The sequence below is a fragment of the Rhodanobacter lycopersici genome (genome assembly GCF_040812335.1).
Lineage (GTDB): Bacteria > Pseudomonadota > Gammaproteobacteria > Xanthomonadales > Rhodanobacteraceae > Rhodanobacter_A > Rhodanobacter_A lycopersici.
Genome location: NZ_JBFOHK010000003.1, coordinates 541,296 through 557,559 on the forward strand (window position 1 = coordinate 541,296; position 16,264 = coordinate 557,559).

Below are 16,264 nucleotides of genomic sequence, written 5' to 3' on the forward strand. Positions count from 1 at the left end.
CTCCTTTGCCGGCGGGCGGCATGGCGGGCGCTTCAGCGCAGCCGCCGATGCTGCATGCGTTCGTCGATCTCGGCCTGCTCGCGCCTGTCCTCGGCGCGGCGCTCGTGTTCCTGGTGCTGTGCGATCACGCTGCCCAGCGCGCTTTCGCGCGCATGCGCCTGCTTCCAGTGGTCGCGCATCTGGTCGAGGCGGTGGCGCTGGCGGCCCACCTCGGCGACCTGCTGGACAATCGCCTGGTCGATGCGCGCGATGAAATGCTGGCGGTTGAGCAGCGCGCTGACGCTGACCGCTCCCTCGCCCGCGCCGGCGTATTCGCGCCGGTAACGTTCCAGCTCCCCGAGCTGGTGTTCGGCCTTGGCCAGGGCCTGTTGCTGCGTGGCAAGTTTCGCCAGCGCGTCCTCGGCCTTCTGGTGGGCCTGGTCCGCGGCCGGCTGCAATCGTTCGGAGCGCGGCGTCATGCGGCCACCCGTTCGGCGAGCACGGCGAGCCGCTTGACGGCATCGTCGAGCGCCGTCGGCTCATCGACCTCCTGCTGCAGGAAGTCGCGCAATTGCGGCCACATCTCGATGGCCAGGTCCACCTGCGGATCGGAGCCCTTCTGGTAGGCGCCCACCGCGATCAGGTCGCGCTGCTGGCGGTACGCCGAATAGACGCGACGGAAACGCTGCGCCGCCTGCAGGTGGCCGCGCGACGCCACCTGCGGCATCACGCGGCTGATCGATGCCTCGATGTCGATGGCCGGGTAGTGGCCGGCCTCGGCAAGGTCGCGCGAGAGCACGATGTGGCCGTCGAGGATCGCGCGCGCGGCGTCGGCGATCGGGTCGTGGCGGTAATCGTCGCCCTCGGTGAGCACGGTGTAGAACGCGGTGATGGAGCCCTTGCCTTCGGCATCGTTGCCCGCGCGCTCGACCAGCGCCGGCATCATCGCGAACACGGACGGCGGATAGCCCTTGGTGGCCGGCGGCTCGCCGATGGCCAGCGCGATCTCGCGCTGGGCCTGCGCGTAGCGGGTCAGCGAATCCATCAACAGCAGCACGCGCTGGCCGCGGTCGCGGAACCACTCGGCGATGGCGGTGGCGTACTGCGCGCCGCGCAGCCGCTTCAGCGGCGGCGCGTCGGCGGGCGCGGCCACGATCACCGCACGGCGGCGCCCTTCCTCGCCCAGGGTGTGTTCGACGAATTCCTTCACCTCGCGGCCGCGTTCGCCGATCAGGCCCACCACCACCACGTCGGCATTGGTGTAGCGGGTCATCATGCCGAGCAGGGTGGACTTGCCCACGCCGGAGCCGGCGAACAGGCCCAGGCGCTGGCCGCGGCCCACGGTGAGCAGCGCGTTGATCGCGCGCACGCCCACGTCCAGCGGCGCGTCGATGGGTTTGCGCGCCATCGGGTTGATGGGTTCGCGCTTGAGCGCGGCGTGTTCGTCGATGTCGAGCGGGCCGTGGCCGTCCAGCGGCAGACCGTCGGCGCCCACCACGCGGCCCAGCAGGTGCATGCCCACCGGCAAGCCGCCGCTGCGCGCGAAGGGGCGCACGCGGGCATTCGGCAACACGCCGCGCATGTCGTCCACCGGCATCAGCAGCAGGCGTTCGTCGGCGAAGCCGACCACTTCGGTTTCCAGCTTGTCGCCATCGGCGGTATCGACCAGGCATCGCGCGCCCAGCGCGGCCTCGCAGCCCTCGGCTTCCAGGGTCAGGCCGACCACGCGGCGCAGGCTACCTTCCACGGCCAGCGTGTGTGCGGCGGCCGCACGCGCGGCCTGCCGCGCAAACTGGCGCCGCCAGCGCTCGCGGCGCGCGCCCGGATCGAAGGCCGCGTTGTCGGCGTCGGCGTTCATGCCTCGCCTCCGTCCGATGCGGTCGCCTCGCCGAGCACGGCGTCGATCACCGCCGCCAGGCGGGTTTCCACCCGGGCGTCGAGCCGCGAGCGTTCGCTTTCCAGCCAGCAGTCGCCGCGCGCCAGGGCGGGATCGGCCAGCAGCTGCCAATGGCGCTCGACCGCACCCAGTTCCTGCAGCAGGGCCAGATCCTGCGGATGCAGGTGCACGCGCAATTCGCGGGTCGCCGCCGGCAGCGCATTGGCCGCCTCGCGCACGGCGCGCGCGACGAGTTCGGGCGACAGTTGCAACTCGCGCATGACCACCCGGCCGGCCGCCACCATCGCCAGCCGCGCCAGTTCCTGGGCGACCTGTTCGTCGAACACCTGCAGGGGTCGCGCCGCCGCCTCGCACACGGCATCGAGCTGCGCCATGCGCTGAAGAAGCTCCTGCTGTGCCGCGGCCCGCCCTTCGGCCAGGCCGGCGGCGCGGCCTTCATCGCGTGCCTGCTGCTCGATCGCCTCCAAGTCGCACACGGCGGGCTGCGGCGGCGGCGTGGCGGCCGGCTGTGCCGCCGGCGCGAGGCCGACGTCCGGCAGCTCCCAGCGCTGGAAGTCCATCGCGACGTCCTGGATCGCGGCCGCCATCAGACGTAGTCATCCCCGCCGCTGCCCAGGCTTAGCTGGCCGGCGTCGGCCAGCTTCCTGGCCGCGGCCAGCACTTCCTTCTGCGCCGCGTCGACCTCGGAGAGGCGCACCGGCCCCTTCACCTCCAGGTCGTCGCGCATCATGTCGGCGGCGCGCTTGGACATGTTCGCGAAGATCTTCTCGCGCACCGCAGGCTCGGCGCCCTTCAGCGCGGTGATCAGGATCCCCGACGGCACCTCGCGCAGCAGGGTCTGCATGCCGCGGTCGTCGATCTCGGCCAGGTCCTCGAACACGAACATCAGGTCCTCGATGCGGCCGCCCAGCGCCTCGTCCTGGCTGCGGATCGCCGTCATCAGCTCGGCCTCGCGGCTGCTGTCCATCGCGTTGAGGATGTTGGCGGCCGCCTTCAGGCCGCCCACGCTGGCGGATTTGAGCTTCTTGGTGTTGCCGTTGAACTGGCGCTCCATGATCTCGTCCAGTTCGTTCAGCGCATGCGGCTGCACGCCGTCGAGGGTGGCGATGCGCATCACCGCGTCGGAACGCACGCGCTGCGGCAGGTAGCCGATCACCTCGGCCGCCTGGTCCGGCTCCAGGTGCGCCAGCACCAGCGCGATGATCTGCGGGTGTTCCTGGTTGATCATCTCGGCGATCGCGCGGCTCTCCATCCACTTCAGCGATTCCAGCCCCTTGCTGCTGCGACCGAGCAGGATGCGGTCGATCAGGCCGCCGGCCTTGGTCTCGCCCAGCGCGTTGGTGAGGATCTTGCGGATGTATTCCTCGGTGCCCACGCCCAGCGCGGTCTGCCGGCCCATGTCCTCGTCGAGCTTGTCCAGCACCCCGGTGACCTGCTCGCGCGACACGCTGGACAGTGCGGCCATCGCGGTGCCGACTGCCTGCACGTCGCGTGCGCTCAGGTGCTTGAGCACCTCGGCCGCATCCTGCTCGCCCAGCGTCAGCAGCAGGATCGCCGCGCGCTGCGCGCCGGTGACGGTCGCGTCGGAACGGTTAGTTGCCATCTTCGTTCACCCAGTTCCTGACCACTTGCGCCACCTGCTTGGAGTTTTCACCCACCATGCGGCGGGCCTGGCCGATGCGCTGTTCGTAGGCCAGCGTCGGTGCCACGTCGATGCGCGCCGGCTGGTCGCTCTCGCGGGGCTCGTCGTCGCCCACCCGCACGGACACGGACGGCAGTGTCGCCGGCAGCATCTCCCTGGTCGGCGGGCTGCGCAGCAGGCCCTTGAGCAGCGGACGCAGCAGGCCGAACGCCACCAGCAGCGCGATCAGCACGCCGAGGCCCTGCTTGATCAGGTCGAGCGCGCCGGGCCGTTCCCACAACGGCGTCGCCGGCTCGGCATCCGGCACGGCATTGCGGTGGAAGGCCTGGTTGATCACGCTGACGCTGTCGCCGCGCCCGGCGTCGAAGCCCACAGCGTTCTTCACCAGGTCGGTGAGGTGCTGCAGCTCCTGCGGGGTGAACGGCACGCTCTTGGGGTCGCCCTTGATACCGTCGCCGGCAGCGCCCACCAGCATGTTGTCCACCACCACCGCCACGGTGAGGCGGGCCAGCCGGCCGGCCGGGTCGCTGACGTGGCTGATCGTGCGGTCCAGCTCGTAGTTGCGGGTGGCGCTGCTGGAGCTGTCGCCGCCGCGGCTGCTCGTGGTCGACGATGCCGTGCCGCCCGGTGCGGCTGCGCCGGCGTTCGGCTTGGCAGCGGTGGGCTGCGCCACCGTGCGCGGCGGCTGGTTGCTGAGCGCGCCGGGCACGCCGCCGCCGGTACTGCCGTCGCTGTGCTGTTCGCTGCTGACCTGTTCGCTGCGCAGCGCCGGGTGGTCGTGGTCGTAGATCTCGCTGGCCTTCTCGGTCTGGCTGAAATCCAGGTCCGCATTGACCTGCGCACGCACGCGGCCGGGGCCGACCAGCGGCGTCAGCAGCTCCTCGATGCGCTGGGCATAGGTGTTCTCGATGCGCGTGGCCAGGCGCAGGCGGTCGTCGCCCACGGCATCGGGCGAGTCCGCATTGCTGCTGGTCAGCAGCCGGCCCTGCTGGTCGACCACCGAAACCTGGTTGGGATCGAGCCCCGGCACGCTGGACGCCACCAGGTGCACGATCGCCGCCACCTGCCCCGCGTCGAGCTGGCGGCCCTGGTACAGCGTCAGCAGCACCGAGGCGCTGGCGCCGTGGTTGTCGCGGATGAAGGCCGAAGGCTTGGGCAGCGCCAGGTGCACGCGCGCGGCGCGCACCGACTGCAGCGACGCGATGGTGGAGCCGAGGTCGTTCTCCAGCATCTGCTGGTAGCGCGTGCGTTCGGCGAGATCGCTCATGCCGAACGGCGAGTCGTTGGCCGACTGCGTGTCGATCGCGGCACTGCCCTGCGGCAGGCCCTTCGCCGCCAGCCGCAGCCGCAGCGCGGCCAGGTCGGCGGCGGGCACCAGGATCGAGGTGCCGTCGCCGCCCAGTTTGTACGTCGTGTTGGAGGCCTGCAGTTCCTGGGTGATCGCGGCGGCGTCCTTCTGGTCCAGCCCCGCGTACAGCAGGCCGTAGTTCGGGCCGCGCGACCACAGCACCACCGCCACGCCCAGCGCCACCGCCGCGGCCACCGCCACCAGCAAGGCGAGCTGGCGCGCCGCCGGGTTGCGGGCGATCTGCTTGAGGGAGTCCAGGCGCGCGCCGCTGTTGTCGGTCGTCGCGATGGCGTTGTCGGCCATGCTGCTGCTCGTCGGTCAGGGCTGTTCGGTGATCGTGGTGCCGGCCTCAGACCGACATGTTCATGACGGCGTTGTAGGCATCGACCAGCTTGCTCTGCACCGCCACCGCCGTGCGCAGCGAGAGATCCGCCTTCTGCACCGCGATCATGGTGCGGCCGAGATCGGCGCCCGGATCGCCGCGCTCGAAGCTCGCGGCCATCTGCCCCGCCTCCATCTGGCTGTTGCCCACCGCGGCGATGGACTGCTGCAGCAGCGAGGAGAAATTCGCCGGGCCGCCGCTCGATGGCGCCTGCACCGCGGTTTCCGGCATGCGCACCTGCGCCGTCATCTGGCGCATCTGGGCAAGCAGGTTGTTGACGTCGATCGTGCTCATGCCGCGTGATCCAGGCCGGTGGAGGGGAGACGGAATCCCGTCGCGTGACGGGTTTGCAGGAGGTGGATGCACGAGCCGTGCCACGCATCTCGCACGATGCGCGGCACGTCGTGCGTCACGCCGCGAGGCCGTTCGCCTGCAGGCCGTACTTGCGCAATTTCTCCACCAGCGTGGTGCGCTGCATGTGCAGCAGGCGCGCGGCATGCGCCACCACGCCGCCGGTGGCGTCGAGCGCCTGGCGGATCAACCCCACTTCGATGTCGGCCAGGTGATCCTTCAGGTCGATGCCGTTCTCGGGCAGCAGGCGCTGGGCTTCGTCCACCGGCTGCATGGCAACCACGCCCACCGGCACGCGGCCGTCCTCCATCAGCGCCAGCAGGGCCGAGCCATGCGCTTCCTCGCTGACCTGCTCGTGGCGATATTTCTGCGGCAACTCGCTGGCGCGCACCTCGCCGTGCGGGCACAGGATCGCCATGCGCTCGACCAGGTTGGCCAGCTCGCGCACGTTGCCCGGCCACGCGTGTTCGCGCAGCGTCTGCATCGCGCCGGCACTGAAGCGTGCCACGCCGAGGCCGCGGCGGGCCAGGCGCTGGTTGAACTCCTCGATCAACAGCGGCAGGTCGCCCAGCCGCTCGCGCAGTGCCGGCAGCTCCAGCGGGAACACGGAGAGGCGATAGAACAGGTCTTCGCGGAAACGACCCTCGGCGATCGCCTGTTCCAGGTTGCGGTGGGTGGCGGCGATGATGCGCACGTCGCAGCGCTGGGTCTTGCTGCCGCCCACGCGCTCGTACACGCGCTCCTGCAGCACGCGCAGCAGCTTCACCTGCATCGGCAGGCTCATGTCGCCGATCTCGTCGAGGAACAGCGTGCCGCCCTCGGCCAGCTCGAAGCGCCCCTTGCGCGCGCTGATCGCGCCGGTGAAGGAACCCTTCTCGTGGCCGAACAGCTCGCTTTCCAGCAGCTCGGCCGGGATCGCACCACAGTTGATCGCCACGAACGGCTTGTCGCGGCGGGCGGAATGCTCGTGGATGGCGCGCGCCACCATCTCCTTGCCGGTACCCGACTCGCCCAGCACCAGCACCGTGGAATCGAACGGCGCCACCTGGCGGATCAGCGCGTTGACGCGCACCATCGGTGCCGAGTTGCCCACGAAGCGCAGCGCGTTGGCCGACCCGCCAAGCATGCGCGCGGAGAGACTGCGCAGCGCTTCGGCCACCTGTTCGTAGCGCAGCGGAAACTCCAGGGCGGCCACACGGGAGGCAGACGGCGAGATCGTCTCCAGCAGGTGCGTGGCCAGGCGCGCATCGGCGGCCACCAGCACCGGCACGTGATGCGCCGCGTCGCCGAGCAGGGCCAGCTGGCGCCCGGCCTCGGCCTCATCCTCGACGCCACCGATGTAGACGGCGCGCCAGTCGTGGCTGGACGCGTCGACGGATTGGCAGTCGGTAGCGCGTTGCGGCCGATAGCCCAGGAAGTGAAGCGCCGACAACACGGCATCCGCGCGCGCCGCACTGGACTCGATGACCAGGAAATCGAATTTCTGCACAGCCCCTTCTCCTAACTGCCCTTGTCGCAACCCCTCGGCTTCCAGCGGGGAGTGCTGTTCATCAGTGCCGACTTTCCGTCGCCGGCTTGATGAACGAAGAGCAACAAGGAGGCCAACTTTGACGGTCGCTGCGACAGCAAAATGCCGCATTCGGGTAAGGCCACGGCGACGCCAATGCGGCGGCATTCGCAAGAGTTTCCTGCAAGTGCATGAAGCGAAAGATCTTTGCAAAGTGTCAGCGACGTGACGAAGGCATCCGTAAGCGCGTGACGGGTGTCGAAAAAATCTCTGCGGAGATTGCGTAAATGTGATCGATATCACATGCGAAATGATAACTGCGCCCAACCCTCATCCGAGTTGCTGGCGCGCCTCTGCCACTTTGCGTCGGTGATGGCGAAACACGAGGCGCTCAATCGCGTCACCTGTCGCGTCACCCGGCATCACGAATTCCATGAAGCCGCGACCATCGTCGAACATGCGCACCACGTGCCCCGCCAGTTCGAGCGGAAGACTGCGGCAGGCATCGAAGCGCAGGCGCAACAACAGGCCCTCGCCCGACAGCACCAATGCAGCCGGCAGCAGGGCGCCCACGGCGTTGAACCGCAGCGCCTGGCGCGGCGGCAGCGTGGCGGCGGGCGCCAGCAGCTGATTCACGATCTCCACCAATGCCGTGAGCTTGGCATCCATGCGCAGCATTTCCTGCATCAGCGGATTGTCGTCGTCTCCGGGATCCAGCCGACGTTCTTCCAGCGCATCCAGCGTGGCCAGGGTGTTCGCGTTGCGTTCGGCCAGCCGCTGCAACTGTTCCGGCGGTGGCGGCCAGGCCAGCGGTTCGCAGTCGGCATGCAGATTTTCCTCGCTGCTCAGGCGTTGCTCGAATTCTTCCCAGCTGCTGGCGGTCATGGCGGCCCCGTGTCGGTATGGACCGGAACCGGCCCGTTCTGTTGCCGCTGCAAAATGCTCGCCAGATACCCGCGAATCAAGCTTTCCGGCGTCCCGGCGTCAGCGGCCCAGGCCGACGTAGGTGTTCAAGGCGCGATGTGCATAGCCGTGCCGGCTCAGCGTGTCGGCGACCTCGTCGCGCGCACGCGCGGCCAGATCCAGCATTTCTTCGTTGCGCGCCAGCAGCTGCTCCAGCAGTTCGCGGCTGCGCTCGTCGCGCGGGTGGCCGGCGCGCAGCAGCGGTGCGCGCTCCACTTCCATCCTGGGCAGGCTGTCCCACTGGCCTTCGCGCGCGGCGGCCAGCATGGCATTGCTGACTTCCAGCGCCCGTTCCAGCGCGGCGTGTCCGTGGCTCATGCGGCGCTTCCGGCGCGGCTGGCGAGGTAGCTGTCGCGGATGCCGTTCCAGCCCCGACGTACCGGGCCGAGCAGATCCATGCATTCGGCCAGCGCCGGCTCATCGTTGTTCAATTGCGCAAACAGCAGGCGGCGGGTGATGTAGTCGTAGAGCGAATCCAGCCGCCGGGCCACTTCGCCGCCGGCCTTGTGATCCAGGCTGACGCGCAGCTCGCCCACGATCGCCACCGCCTTGGTGACGGCCACGCCCTTGGCGGGCACGTCGCCGCGACGCAGATGGCCCTGCGCCTGCGCGATGCGCTCGATCGCACCATCCAGCAGCATGGCGATCAACTGGTGCGGATCGGCGCTCTCCACGCGGCCCGCGAGGCCGGTCTGCTGGTACAACGCGCTGGCCTGGCGCAAGTAGGCGTTCGTCACGGGCCGACCTCCGTCAATTGCTCGAAGAGTTGTTGTTCAGCATCGCGTTCAGCGACGTGGTGATGGAGCTGCTGGTGTTCTTCAGCGTGGACATCAGCGTGTCCAGTGCGGTGTATTGCTGGCGCAACTGGGTGGCATAGGCGGTCATGCGCGCGGTGAGCGCCGTCTGCTCCTGGCTCAGGTTGGTGAGCTGGGACTGGATGCTGCTGACACGCGTCGAAATGATGCCGCCGCTGCCGGTGAAACTGTTCAGCGCGTTGCCGAGCGTGGTCGCATAGCCGTTGGCACTGGCGAAAAGACCCTGCACCGCGCTCGGGTTGCTCTGCAGCTGACTGTTCAACTGATTGCTGTCGACGCTGAGCGTGCCGTCGGCATTGCGCGAGATGCCCAGCGCAGCCAGCGAGCCGATGCTGTTGCCCGCCACGCCGCCGCTCAGGATGCTGTTGATCTGGCGCTGCACCGACATCAGCGTGGAATCGCCCAGCAACACACCCGCCTGCTGGGAGGTCGGGTCGTAGCTGTTCAACGAGCTCACGGTGGAGGCGTAGCTGTTGTAGGCAGTGACGAAATTGTTCACCGCCGTGGTCACCGCGCTGGGGTCCTGCGCCACCGTCAGGGTGGTGGAACCCGTCGCCGCGAGGCTGAGCGTGACGCCGGGCAGCGCACTGCTCACCGTGTTGCTGGCGCTGGTCACGGCAACGCCGTCGATGCTCAGGCTGGCGTCGGCAGCCTCGTTGCTGCCCGGCGTGTTCAGTGTGTTGGCCAGGCTGGTCAGGCCGCTGCTGCTGCTGGCATCGGCGGTGACGGTGAAGGCATTGGCCACGCCGGTCTGGGTGGAGGTCAGCAGCAACTGCGCGCCGTTGGCGCCGTTGACCACGGTCGCCTGCACGCCGGGATTGCTGCTGGATCCGTTGATCGCCGAGGCGATGTCGTTGATCGAGGCGGTCGAGCTCACGTCGATGTTCATCGAGCTGCCGCCGACGGCCACCGTCAAAGTTCCGGCGCCTACCGCGCTGCCGGAGGCATAGGCCCCGCTGACGCGCTTCTGCGCCGTGGCCAGACTGTTCACCACGATGTCGTAGGTGCCCGGCTGTGCGCTGGACTGGGTGGTGGCAGTGCCCACGGCAGTGTTGCTTAGCGTGGACGTATACGTTCTGTAGGTGGTGATGCTGCCCAGCGTGGTGAGCGCGTCCTGCATGGCGCTGAGCGCGCTGCTGAGCGCGGTCAACCCGGCCTCCTGCGCCTGCAGCTGCGTGGTCTGGTTGCTGATCTGCTGCCTCGGTCCGGCGGCCTTCGCATTCACCAGCGCATCGATGATGGAGTTCACGTCCAGCCCGGAGCCTACCCCCAGCGAACTGAGGATGGCGCTGCTGCCCGCGCCGCTGTAGCTGTAGCTGCCGGAGCTTGAACTGGTACCGCTGCTGTAGCCGCTGGCGCCGCTGTAGCCGCTGCCGCTGGTACTGCTGCTGGCACCGGTACCGCTGGTGTAACTGCCCGCTGCCGTGGTTGAGCCGACGCTGGAAATGGAGGTCATGGACGTGTTCCTTAATAACGATCCGATCCCGCCCGGCGGGAGCACACGGATTCCGTGCCAAGGTTCACTGGCAAAAATCACGCCAACTGCATGGGTTTCACCTGGGAGCCTCGTGGCAATGGCGACCCGGACCCGGATCGCCATTGCGCGGTGGAGCCGCCCGCCTTGCGCAGCGCGGGCGGTTCCCTGGTCGCCGTTACTGCAGGAGCTTCAGCGCCATCTGCGGGTTGGAGTTGGCCTGCGCCAGCACCGAGATGCCCGCCTGCTGCAGCACACTGGCCTGGCTCAGTGCCGCCGTTTCGGCCGCGAAGTCCGCGTCCTGGATGGTGGACTGCGAGGACTGCAGGTTGGTGGTCTGCGCCGACAGCGTGGAGATGGTGGACTGGAAGCGGTTCTGCACCGCACCCAGCTGGGTGGCGAAGTCGCTGACCGTGGACAGGGCCGAGTCGACCTGGGTGATCAGGGCGTTGGCGTCGGAAACGGTCAACACGTCGCCGTTGGCCAGCATGCCGCTCGACCCGCTGGATGCGGCAGCGATGGCGGTGCCTGCGGTGTAGGCACCCGAAGCAACGCCGGCCACGCCACCCGAGCTGGCATTCGTGATCAGGGTGCTGCCGCTGCCAGCAGCGGAGCTTGCGTCGAACGTGCCGCCCGAAACGCTGATGCTGGAATTGGTCACGCTGGAGAAGATGTTGATGCCGCCGTTGCCATCCACCGACGCATTCACGGCGCCGCTGGTCTGGGAGTTGATGGCATCGGCCAGCGACTGCGCGCTGTTGGCCGTACCCGACAACGTGACGCTGCCGGTGGTGCCGTTGGTGCCGGTGAAGCCGATGGTGACGGAACTCAGGTCCATGCCGGTGGCGACACCGCCGGAGGTCTGGAACGCACCGCTCAGGTTGCCCGAATCGAAGGCCGCGACGCCGCCCATGGCAGCAGCCTGCACGTTGGTCTGCAGGTTCACGCTGATGGTCTGGCCCACGTTGGCGCCCACCTGGAAGGTGGTGTTGCCCAGCGCGCCGTTCAGGATGTTGGCGTTGTTGAACGTGGTCTGGTTGGCGATGCGGCTGATTTCCGACAGACGCTGCTGCACTTCCTGGTTCATCGAAGCGCGGTCGGTGGCGGAGTAGGTGCCGTTGGCGGCCTGCACGGCCAGATCGCGGATGGCGTTGAGGTTGGCGGTGACCTGGTCCAGCGCGCTGCCGGCGGTCTGCGCCAGGTTGATGGCGTCCGAGGCGTTGGAGCTGGCCTGCTGCAGGCCACCGATCTGGGTGGTGTAGCGGTTCGCGATCGCGTAACCCGCCGCATTGTCGGCGGCGCTGTTGATCTTGAGGCCCGAGGACAGGCGCTCGGTGGCCTGGTTCAGCGCGTTCTGCGAGCTGACCAGGTTGTTCTGCGCCTGCAGCGAAGCAATGTTGGTATTGATAACCAGTGACATGGGATGTCTCCTGAAGGGTCGGTCTTGAAGCTGTCGGATACGTTCTCCGGCGGTGCTCCTTAGACCGGAGTGCCAACCGCCTCAGGGGAAGTTTCGGCGCTGGCGCAGGGTTCTTGAGCCCTATTTTCGGTTGGCACGGAACATGCGCAGCCCGACATCCCCTTCCCCTCCAGGGGGATGGCTTCCGATGGCCCCTCGAAAGGGCTGCACGGATTGGCACCATGCTTGCTACCTGACCCTTGGGCAGGCCTTGCGCGACGGAAAACCGGCGGCGCAAAGCTGCGCCAACCCAACCGCATGCCGGCAGGAACGGAACACCCTTCGTCCGGTCGCGCACAGGAATCCGCATCGATGCAGATAGAAGAACGCCTCGCGCAAAACCACGCCAGGTTCCAGGGCATGCTCGATGGCATCGAGGCCGCCATCGGTGCCAACGACCTCGAGCATGCGATCGAGCTGGCGACCAATGCCTCCGCGCTGGCATGGCTGCAAGGCTGCGGCATCTTCGCGTCCCCGCGGCTGGAAGCGCTGCTGGCGCGCATCGGCCAGGCCATTCCCGCCGAAACGCCGCGCAAGCGGGAGACGGGCGGGCAACGCCATGTGGTGTCGGTAGTTTCGCGCGCCTATGACACCGGCGGCCACACCCGGCTGGCCTGCCGGTGGATTGCGCTGGATCAGCATTCCAGGCACACGCTGGTGACCACGCGCCAGGGCAATACGCCCATCCCGGCCATGATCGAGGCTCTGACCGGGAACCGTCAGGCCGCGCTGGCAACGCTTTCCTCGGACTCGGAGGTGGGACTCGTGCGCGCCTTGCGCGACTGCCTGGCCGACGCCGACCTGGTGGTGCTGCACATCCATCCCGACGACCCGCTGCCTGTGGTGGCCCTGGCCGGCATGGATTCGCCACCGACGGTGCTGTTCGAGGATCACGCAAGCCACGCATTCTGGAATGGCGCCAGCACCAGCAACCTTATCGTCTCGCTGACTGAAAGCGCCACGCGCATCGCCACGATGCGCCGGGGCGTGCCCCCGTCGCAGATCGGCTGGGTCCCCATCCCGCTCGATTTCGCCACGCTCGACCAGCCCCCCGGGATCGACGTCCGCGAGCGCTACCGCATCCCGCCGGACGCGCCGCTGCTGATGTCCTGCGGTGCAGCCTACAAGTTCATGCCCATCGACGGCGTCTCGTTGGCCGACCTGCTGCTCCCGCTGCTGGATGAACGGCCCGATGTGCATGTCCTGCTGGTCGGGCCCTCGTCCGATCCCGCAGGCACGCATCTCGCCGCAAGCTGCCCGGAGCGCGTCCATCTGGCAGGCAACATTGCCGAGCCGGATGTGCTGCGCGCCGCCTACGCCTCCTGCGACATCTACCTCGATGTCGCCCCCTTCCCGTCGAACACGGCGATGTGCGAAGCGGCGGCCCTGGGCAAGCCCGTGCTGAAGTTCGCCCCGCAAGCGTGGACCGATTGCGGATTCACCGTCGACATGGATGCGATCCCTGCGCCGCTCTATGTCTCGCGCGATGTCGACGATTACCGGCAAAAGCTGCGCCTGCTGATCGATTCGCCCACGCTGCGGGCCCAGCGCGGCCGGCTCGTGGGCGACATGCTGCGCCTGTGCCACAACGACTCCCTGTTCCAGGGCCAGATCGAGGCGCTGTACAAGCAGGCCGCGCAACTGCCCCTCATCGAGCTGGACGAGAGCGCCACATCGCACCGCGTGGAATTGTTCGACGTGCTGCTCGGCAAGCTGGCCGACAACATGGCGGAAGCTTCGCAGTCGACGGCCCCGAATGCCTCCCTCGAATTCCGCCCGCTCTCCCCCGACGAGTACTACCGCCGGTGGCTGGGCACGCAGCAATTGTCCAGCCACCGCGTCACGGCGGCGCGCGCACGCATCAGCACTGCGTGCAGCTTCCACGTACTGGTCACCGACACGGGCAGCACCGAGCAACTGGAACGCACGCTGCAATCGCTGGAAAGGCAGTCCCTGCCCGCACGGGCTGTCACGGTGCTGGGCGAGCCTGCCGCCGTCCTGCCGGGCCATGTCGCGACAAGCCCGCTGGGTGAAGGCTGGGTTGCCGCATGCAATGAGATCGCCGCCGCCAGCACCGCCGAATGGCTGCTGCCGCTGGAAGCGGGCGACGTGCTTGCCGACGACGCCCTGCTGCTGCTGGCCGACACGGCCACTGCACACCCCGGGCTTTCCTGCTGCTACGCCGACGAGGACACCTGGCTGCCCGAAGGCCCGGCGGCCCCGATCCTCAAGCCGGACGTGAACCTGGATCTGTTGCGCAGCTACCCCTACACGGGACGCATGCTGGCCATGCGTCGCGAGCACCTGCTCGCCGCCGGTGGCCTGCAACAGCAGGCCGGCGCGATGGCCGCCTACGACCACGTGTTCCGCTGCATCGAGCAATTCGGGCTGGGCAGTATCGGCCACGTTGCCGAACCCATCCTGCACTCGGCGGTTCCGTTCGGCACGTGGCTGGCCGCGCCCGACACCGGCCTGCTGGGCAGGCAGGCGCTGGCCGGCCATCTCGAACGCCTTGGCATTGCGCACGAAATCCACCCCGGCGTGCTTGCCGGTTCCCACCGCATCACCTACCAGCACCAGCGCCAGCCGCCCGTCTCCATCATCATCCCCACGCGCGACCAGTTGCCGATGCTCAACGGCCTGATCGACAGCCTGCTCGCCAAGACCAGCTACAAGAACTACGAACTGCTGATCGTGGACAACGACAGCCGCGAGCCGGCGGCCTGCGCCTACCTCGACGGCATCGAGCGGCTGGGCAATCCGCAGTTGCGCGTGCTGCGCTGGCCGCATCCGTTCAACTACTCCGCGATCAACAATTTCGCCGCCGCGCAGGCGCGCGGCGAATACCTCATCCTGCTCAACAACGACACCGCCGTGCTGCAGGCGGACTGGATCGAGACGCTGCTCAACCATGCGCAGCGGCCGGAAGTAGGCATCGTCGGCGCCAAGCTGCACTACCCGGATGGACGCATCCAGCACGCCGGCGTGATCCTCGGCCTGCGCGGCCCTGCCGACCACCTCTACATCGGCGATGCGATGGATGCCTCCGGCTACATGCATCGACTGCAGGTGGATCAGAACTACACCATCGTCACGGCTGCCTGCCTGATGATCCGCAAGTCGGTGTACGAGGAAGTCGGCGGGCTCGACGAGCAGGACTTCAAGGTTTCCTACAACGATGTCGATCTCTGCCTGAAGGTACACAAGGCCGGCTACCTCACGGTGTGGACGCCGTACGCGCGCCTGATGCACGAAGGCAGCGTCAGCCAGACCAAGGTGGACAAGACCGCCAGCGAAGCCAAGACGGCACGTTTCAAGGGCGAGCAAGAGGCGATGTACCGCAAGTGGCTGCCATTGCTGGCGCGCGATCCCGCCTACAACCGCAACCTGGGCCTGAACGGCAACGGCTTCGACCTCGCCGAGGTGCGCGCCAGGGCGTGGCAACCCTTCGAGCATCCCGCGCTGCCCAACCTGTTCTGCATCGCCGCGGACGAAACCGGCTGCGGCCACTACCGCGTCATGCAGCCCTTCCACGCCATGCGGCGCGACGGCCTGGCCGAAGGCATGATCGGCAACATGCACCTGGCCCCGGTGCTGATGGAGCGCTTCGCGCCCGCGTCGCTGGTGCTGCAGCGCCAGTACACCGACGGCCAGATCAAGGTGCTGCGCAGCTATCGCGAATTCAGCCGCGCGTTCAAGGTTTACGAGCTGGACGACTACCTGCCCAACGTGCCGATCAAAAGCGCGCACCGCGGCGACATGCCCAGGGACATCATGAAGTCCCTGCGCAAGTCGGTGGCGCTCACCGACCGCTTCGTGGTATCCACCGCACCGCTGGCCGAGGCATTCGCCGACCTGCACAGCGACATCCGCGTGGTGCAGAACCGCCTGCCGGTGGACTGGTGGGGCGACGTGCGCGGCGAGCGCCGCAAGGGCGCCAAGCCCCGCGTGGGCTGGGGTGGCGGCGGCAGCCATCGCGGAGATCTGGAGCTCATCGCCGACGTGGTGCGCGACCTGGCCGACGAAGTGGAATGGGTTTTCCTCGGCATGTGCCCCGAAAAACTGCGCCCGCACGTACACGAGTTCCACCAAGGCGTACCGATCGCCCTATACCCGGCCAAGCTGGCCTCGCTCAATCTCGACCTTGCACTGGCGCCGCTGGAAGACAACCTGTTCAACGCCTGCAAGAGCAACCTGCGCCTGCTCGAATACGGCGCCTGCGGCTTCCCGGTGATCTGCAGCGACATCGTCTGCTACCGCGACGACCTGCCGGTGACGCGCGTGCGCAACCGCTACAAGGAATGGGTAGACGCGATTCGCATGCACACCACCGATCTCGACGCCACGGCGCGCATGGGCGATGCGCTGCGCGAGGTGGTCCATCGCGACTGGATGCTCTCCGGCGACAACCTGGTCGCCTGGCGCGATGCCTGGCTGCCGAACTAGC

13 protein-coding genes are annotated in these 16,264 nt (G+C 68.1%); 1 reads left to right on the top strand and 12 read right to left on the bottom strand.

Features of this window, described 5'->3' with window-relative positions; translation table 11 throughout:
- Positions 1 to 32: 32 nt before the first annotated feature.
- The 12 genes from fliJ to ABQJ54_RS13770 all read right to left on the bottom strand — a co-directional run bounded on the left by fliJ (position 33) and on the right by ABQJ54_RS13770 (position 11,778).
- Entirely contained in the window at positions 33 to 458 is a 426-nt protein-coding gene (fliJ, locus tag ABQJ54_RS13715; RefSeq protein ID WP_367854867.1) for a flagellar export protein FliJ, read from the bottom strand.
- Positions 455 to 1,837, bottom strand: a complete 1,383-nt coding sequence (fliI, locus tag ABQJ54_RS13720; protein ID WP_367854868.1) for a flagellar protein export ATPase FliI — start codon at positions 1,835 to 1,837, stop codon at positions 455 to 457. The genes fliJ and fliI overlap by 4 nt, the downstream gene beginning before the upstream one ends.
- Positions 1,834 to 2,463 (bottom strand): FliH/SctL family protein, encoded by a 630-nt coding sequence (locus ABQJ54_RS13725; RefSeq protein ID WP_367854869.1) that lies wholly within the window; start codon positions 2,461 to 2,463, stop codon positions 1,834 to 1,836. Before ABQJ54_RS13725 ends, fliI begins: the two co-directional genes overlap by 4 nt.
- On the bottom strand, positions 2,463 to 3,479 hold the full coding sequence (fliG, locus tag ABQJ54_RS13730; protein ID WP_367854870.1) for a flagellar motor switch protein FliG: 1,017 nt from the start codon (positions 3,477 to 3,479) through the stop codon (positions 2,463 to 2,465). The genes ABQJ54_RS13725 and fliG overlap by 1 nt, the downstream gene beginning before the upstream one ends.
- A complete protein-coding gene (gene fliF, locus ABQJ54_RS13735) occupies positions 3,469 to 5,169 on the bottom strand; it encodes a flagellar basal-body MS-ring/collar protein FliF (protein ID WP_367854871.1) in 1,701 nt (566 codons plus the stop codon). The genes fliG and fliF overlap by 11 nt, the downstream gene beginning before the upstream one ends.
- 46 nt (positions 5,170 to 5,215) lie before the next feature.
- Complete coding sequence (gene fliE / locus ABQJ54_RS13740) at positions 5,216 to 5,542, bottom strand: flagellar hook-basal body complex protein FliE (protein ID WP_367854872.1); 327 nt, start codon at positions 5,540 to 5,542, stop codon at positions 5,216 to 5,218.
- A 115-nt stretch (positions 5,543 to 5,657) separates the two neighbouring features.
- Entirely contained in the window at positions 5,658 to 7,088 is a 1,431-nt protein-coding gene (locus tag ABQJ54_RS13745) for a sigma-54 dependent transcriptional regulator (protein WP_367854873.1), read from the bottom strand.
- A gap of 348 nt (positions 7,089 to 7,436) precedes the next feature.
- Positions 7,437 to 7,991: a PilZ domain-containing protein gene (locus ABQJ54_RS13750; protein WP_367854874.1), complete on the bottom strand. Its 555-nt coding sequence runs from the start codon at positions 7,989 to 7,991 to the stop codon at positions 7,437 to 7,439.
- Positions 7,992 to 8,090: 99 nt separating this feature from the next.
- A complete protein-coding gene (locus tag ABQJ54_RS13755; protein ID WP_367854875.1) occupies positions 8,091 to 8,387 on the bottom strand; it encodes a flagellar protein FliT in 297 nt (98 codons plus the stop codon).
- A complete protein-coding gene (fliS, locus tag ABQJ54_RS13760) occupies positions 8,384 to 8,806 on the bottom strand; it encodes a flagellar export chaperone FliS (RefSeq protein ID WP_367854876.1) in 423 nt (140 codons plus the stop codon). The genes ABQJ54_RS13755 and fliS overlap by 4 nt, the downstream gene beginning before the upstream one ends.
- A 13-nt stretch (positions 8,807 to 8,819) precedes the next feature.
- Complete coding sequence (gene fliD, locus ABQJ54_RS13765) at positions 8,820 to 10,340, bottom strand: flagellar filament capping protein FliD (RefSeq protein WP_367854877.1); 1,521 nt, start codon at positions 10,338 to 10,340, stop codon at positions 8,820 to 8,822.
- A 196-nt stretch (positions 10,341 to 10,536) separates the two neighbouring features.
- Complete coding sequence (locus ABQJ54_RS13770) at positions 10,537 to 11,778, bottom strand: flagellin N-terminal helical domain-containing protein (RefSeq protein WP_367854878.1); 1,242 nt, start codon at positions 11,776 to 11,778, stop codon at positions 10,537 to 10,539.
- Between the two features lie 351 nt (positions 11,779 to 12,129).
- On the opposite strand from ABQJ54_RS13770, the gene ABQJ54_RS13775 reads away from it, so the two are divergent.
- A complete protein-coding gene (locus ABQJ54_RS13775) occupies positions 12,130 to 16,263 on the top strand; it encodes a glycosyltransferase (protein ID WP_367854879.1) in 4,134 nt (1,377 codons plus the stop codon).
- Position 16,264 lies beyond the last annotated feature (1 nt).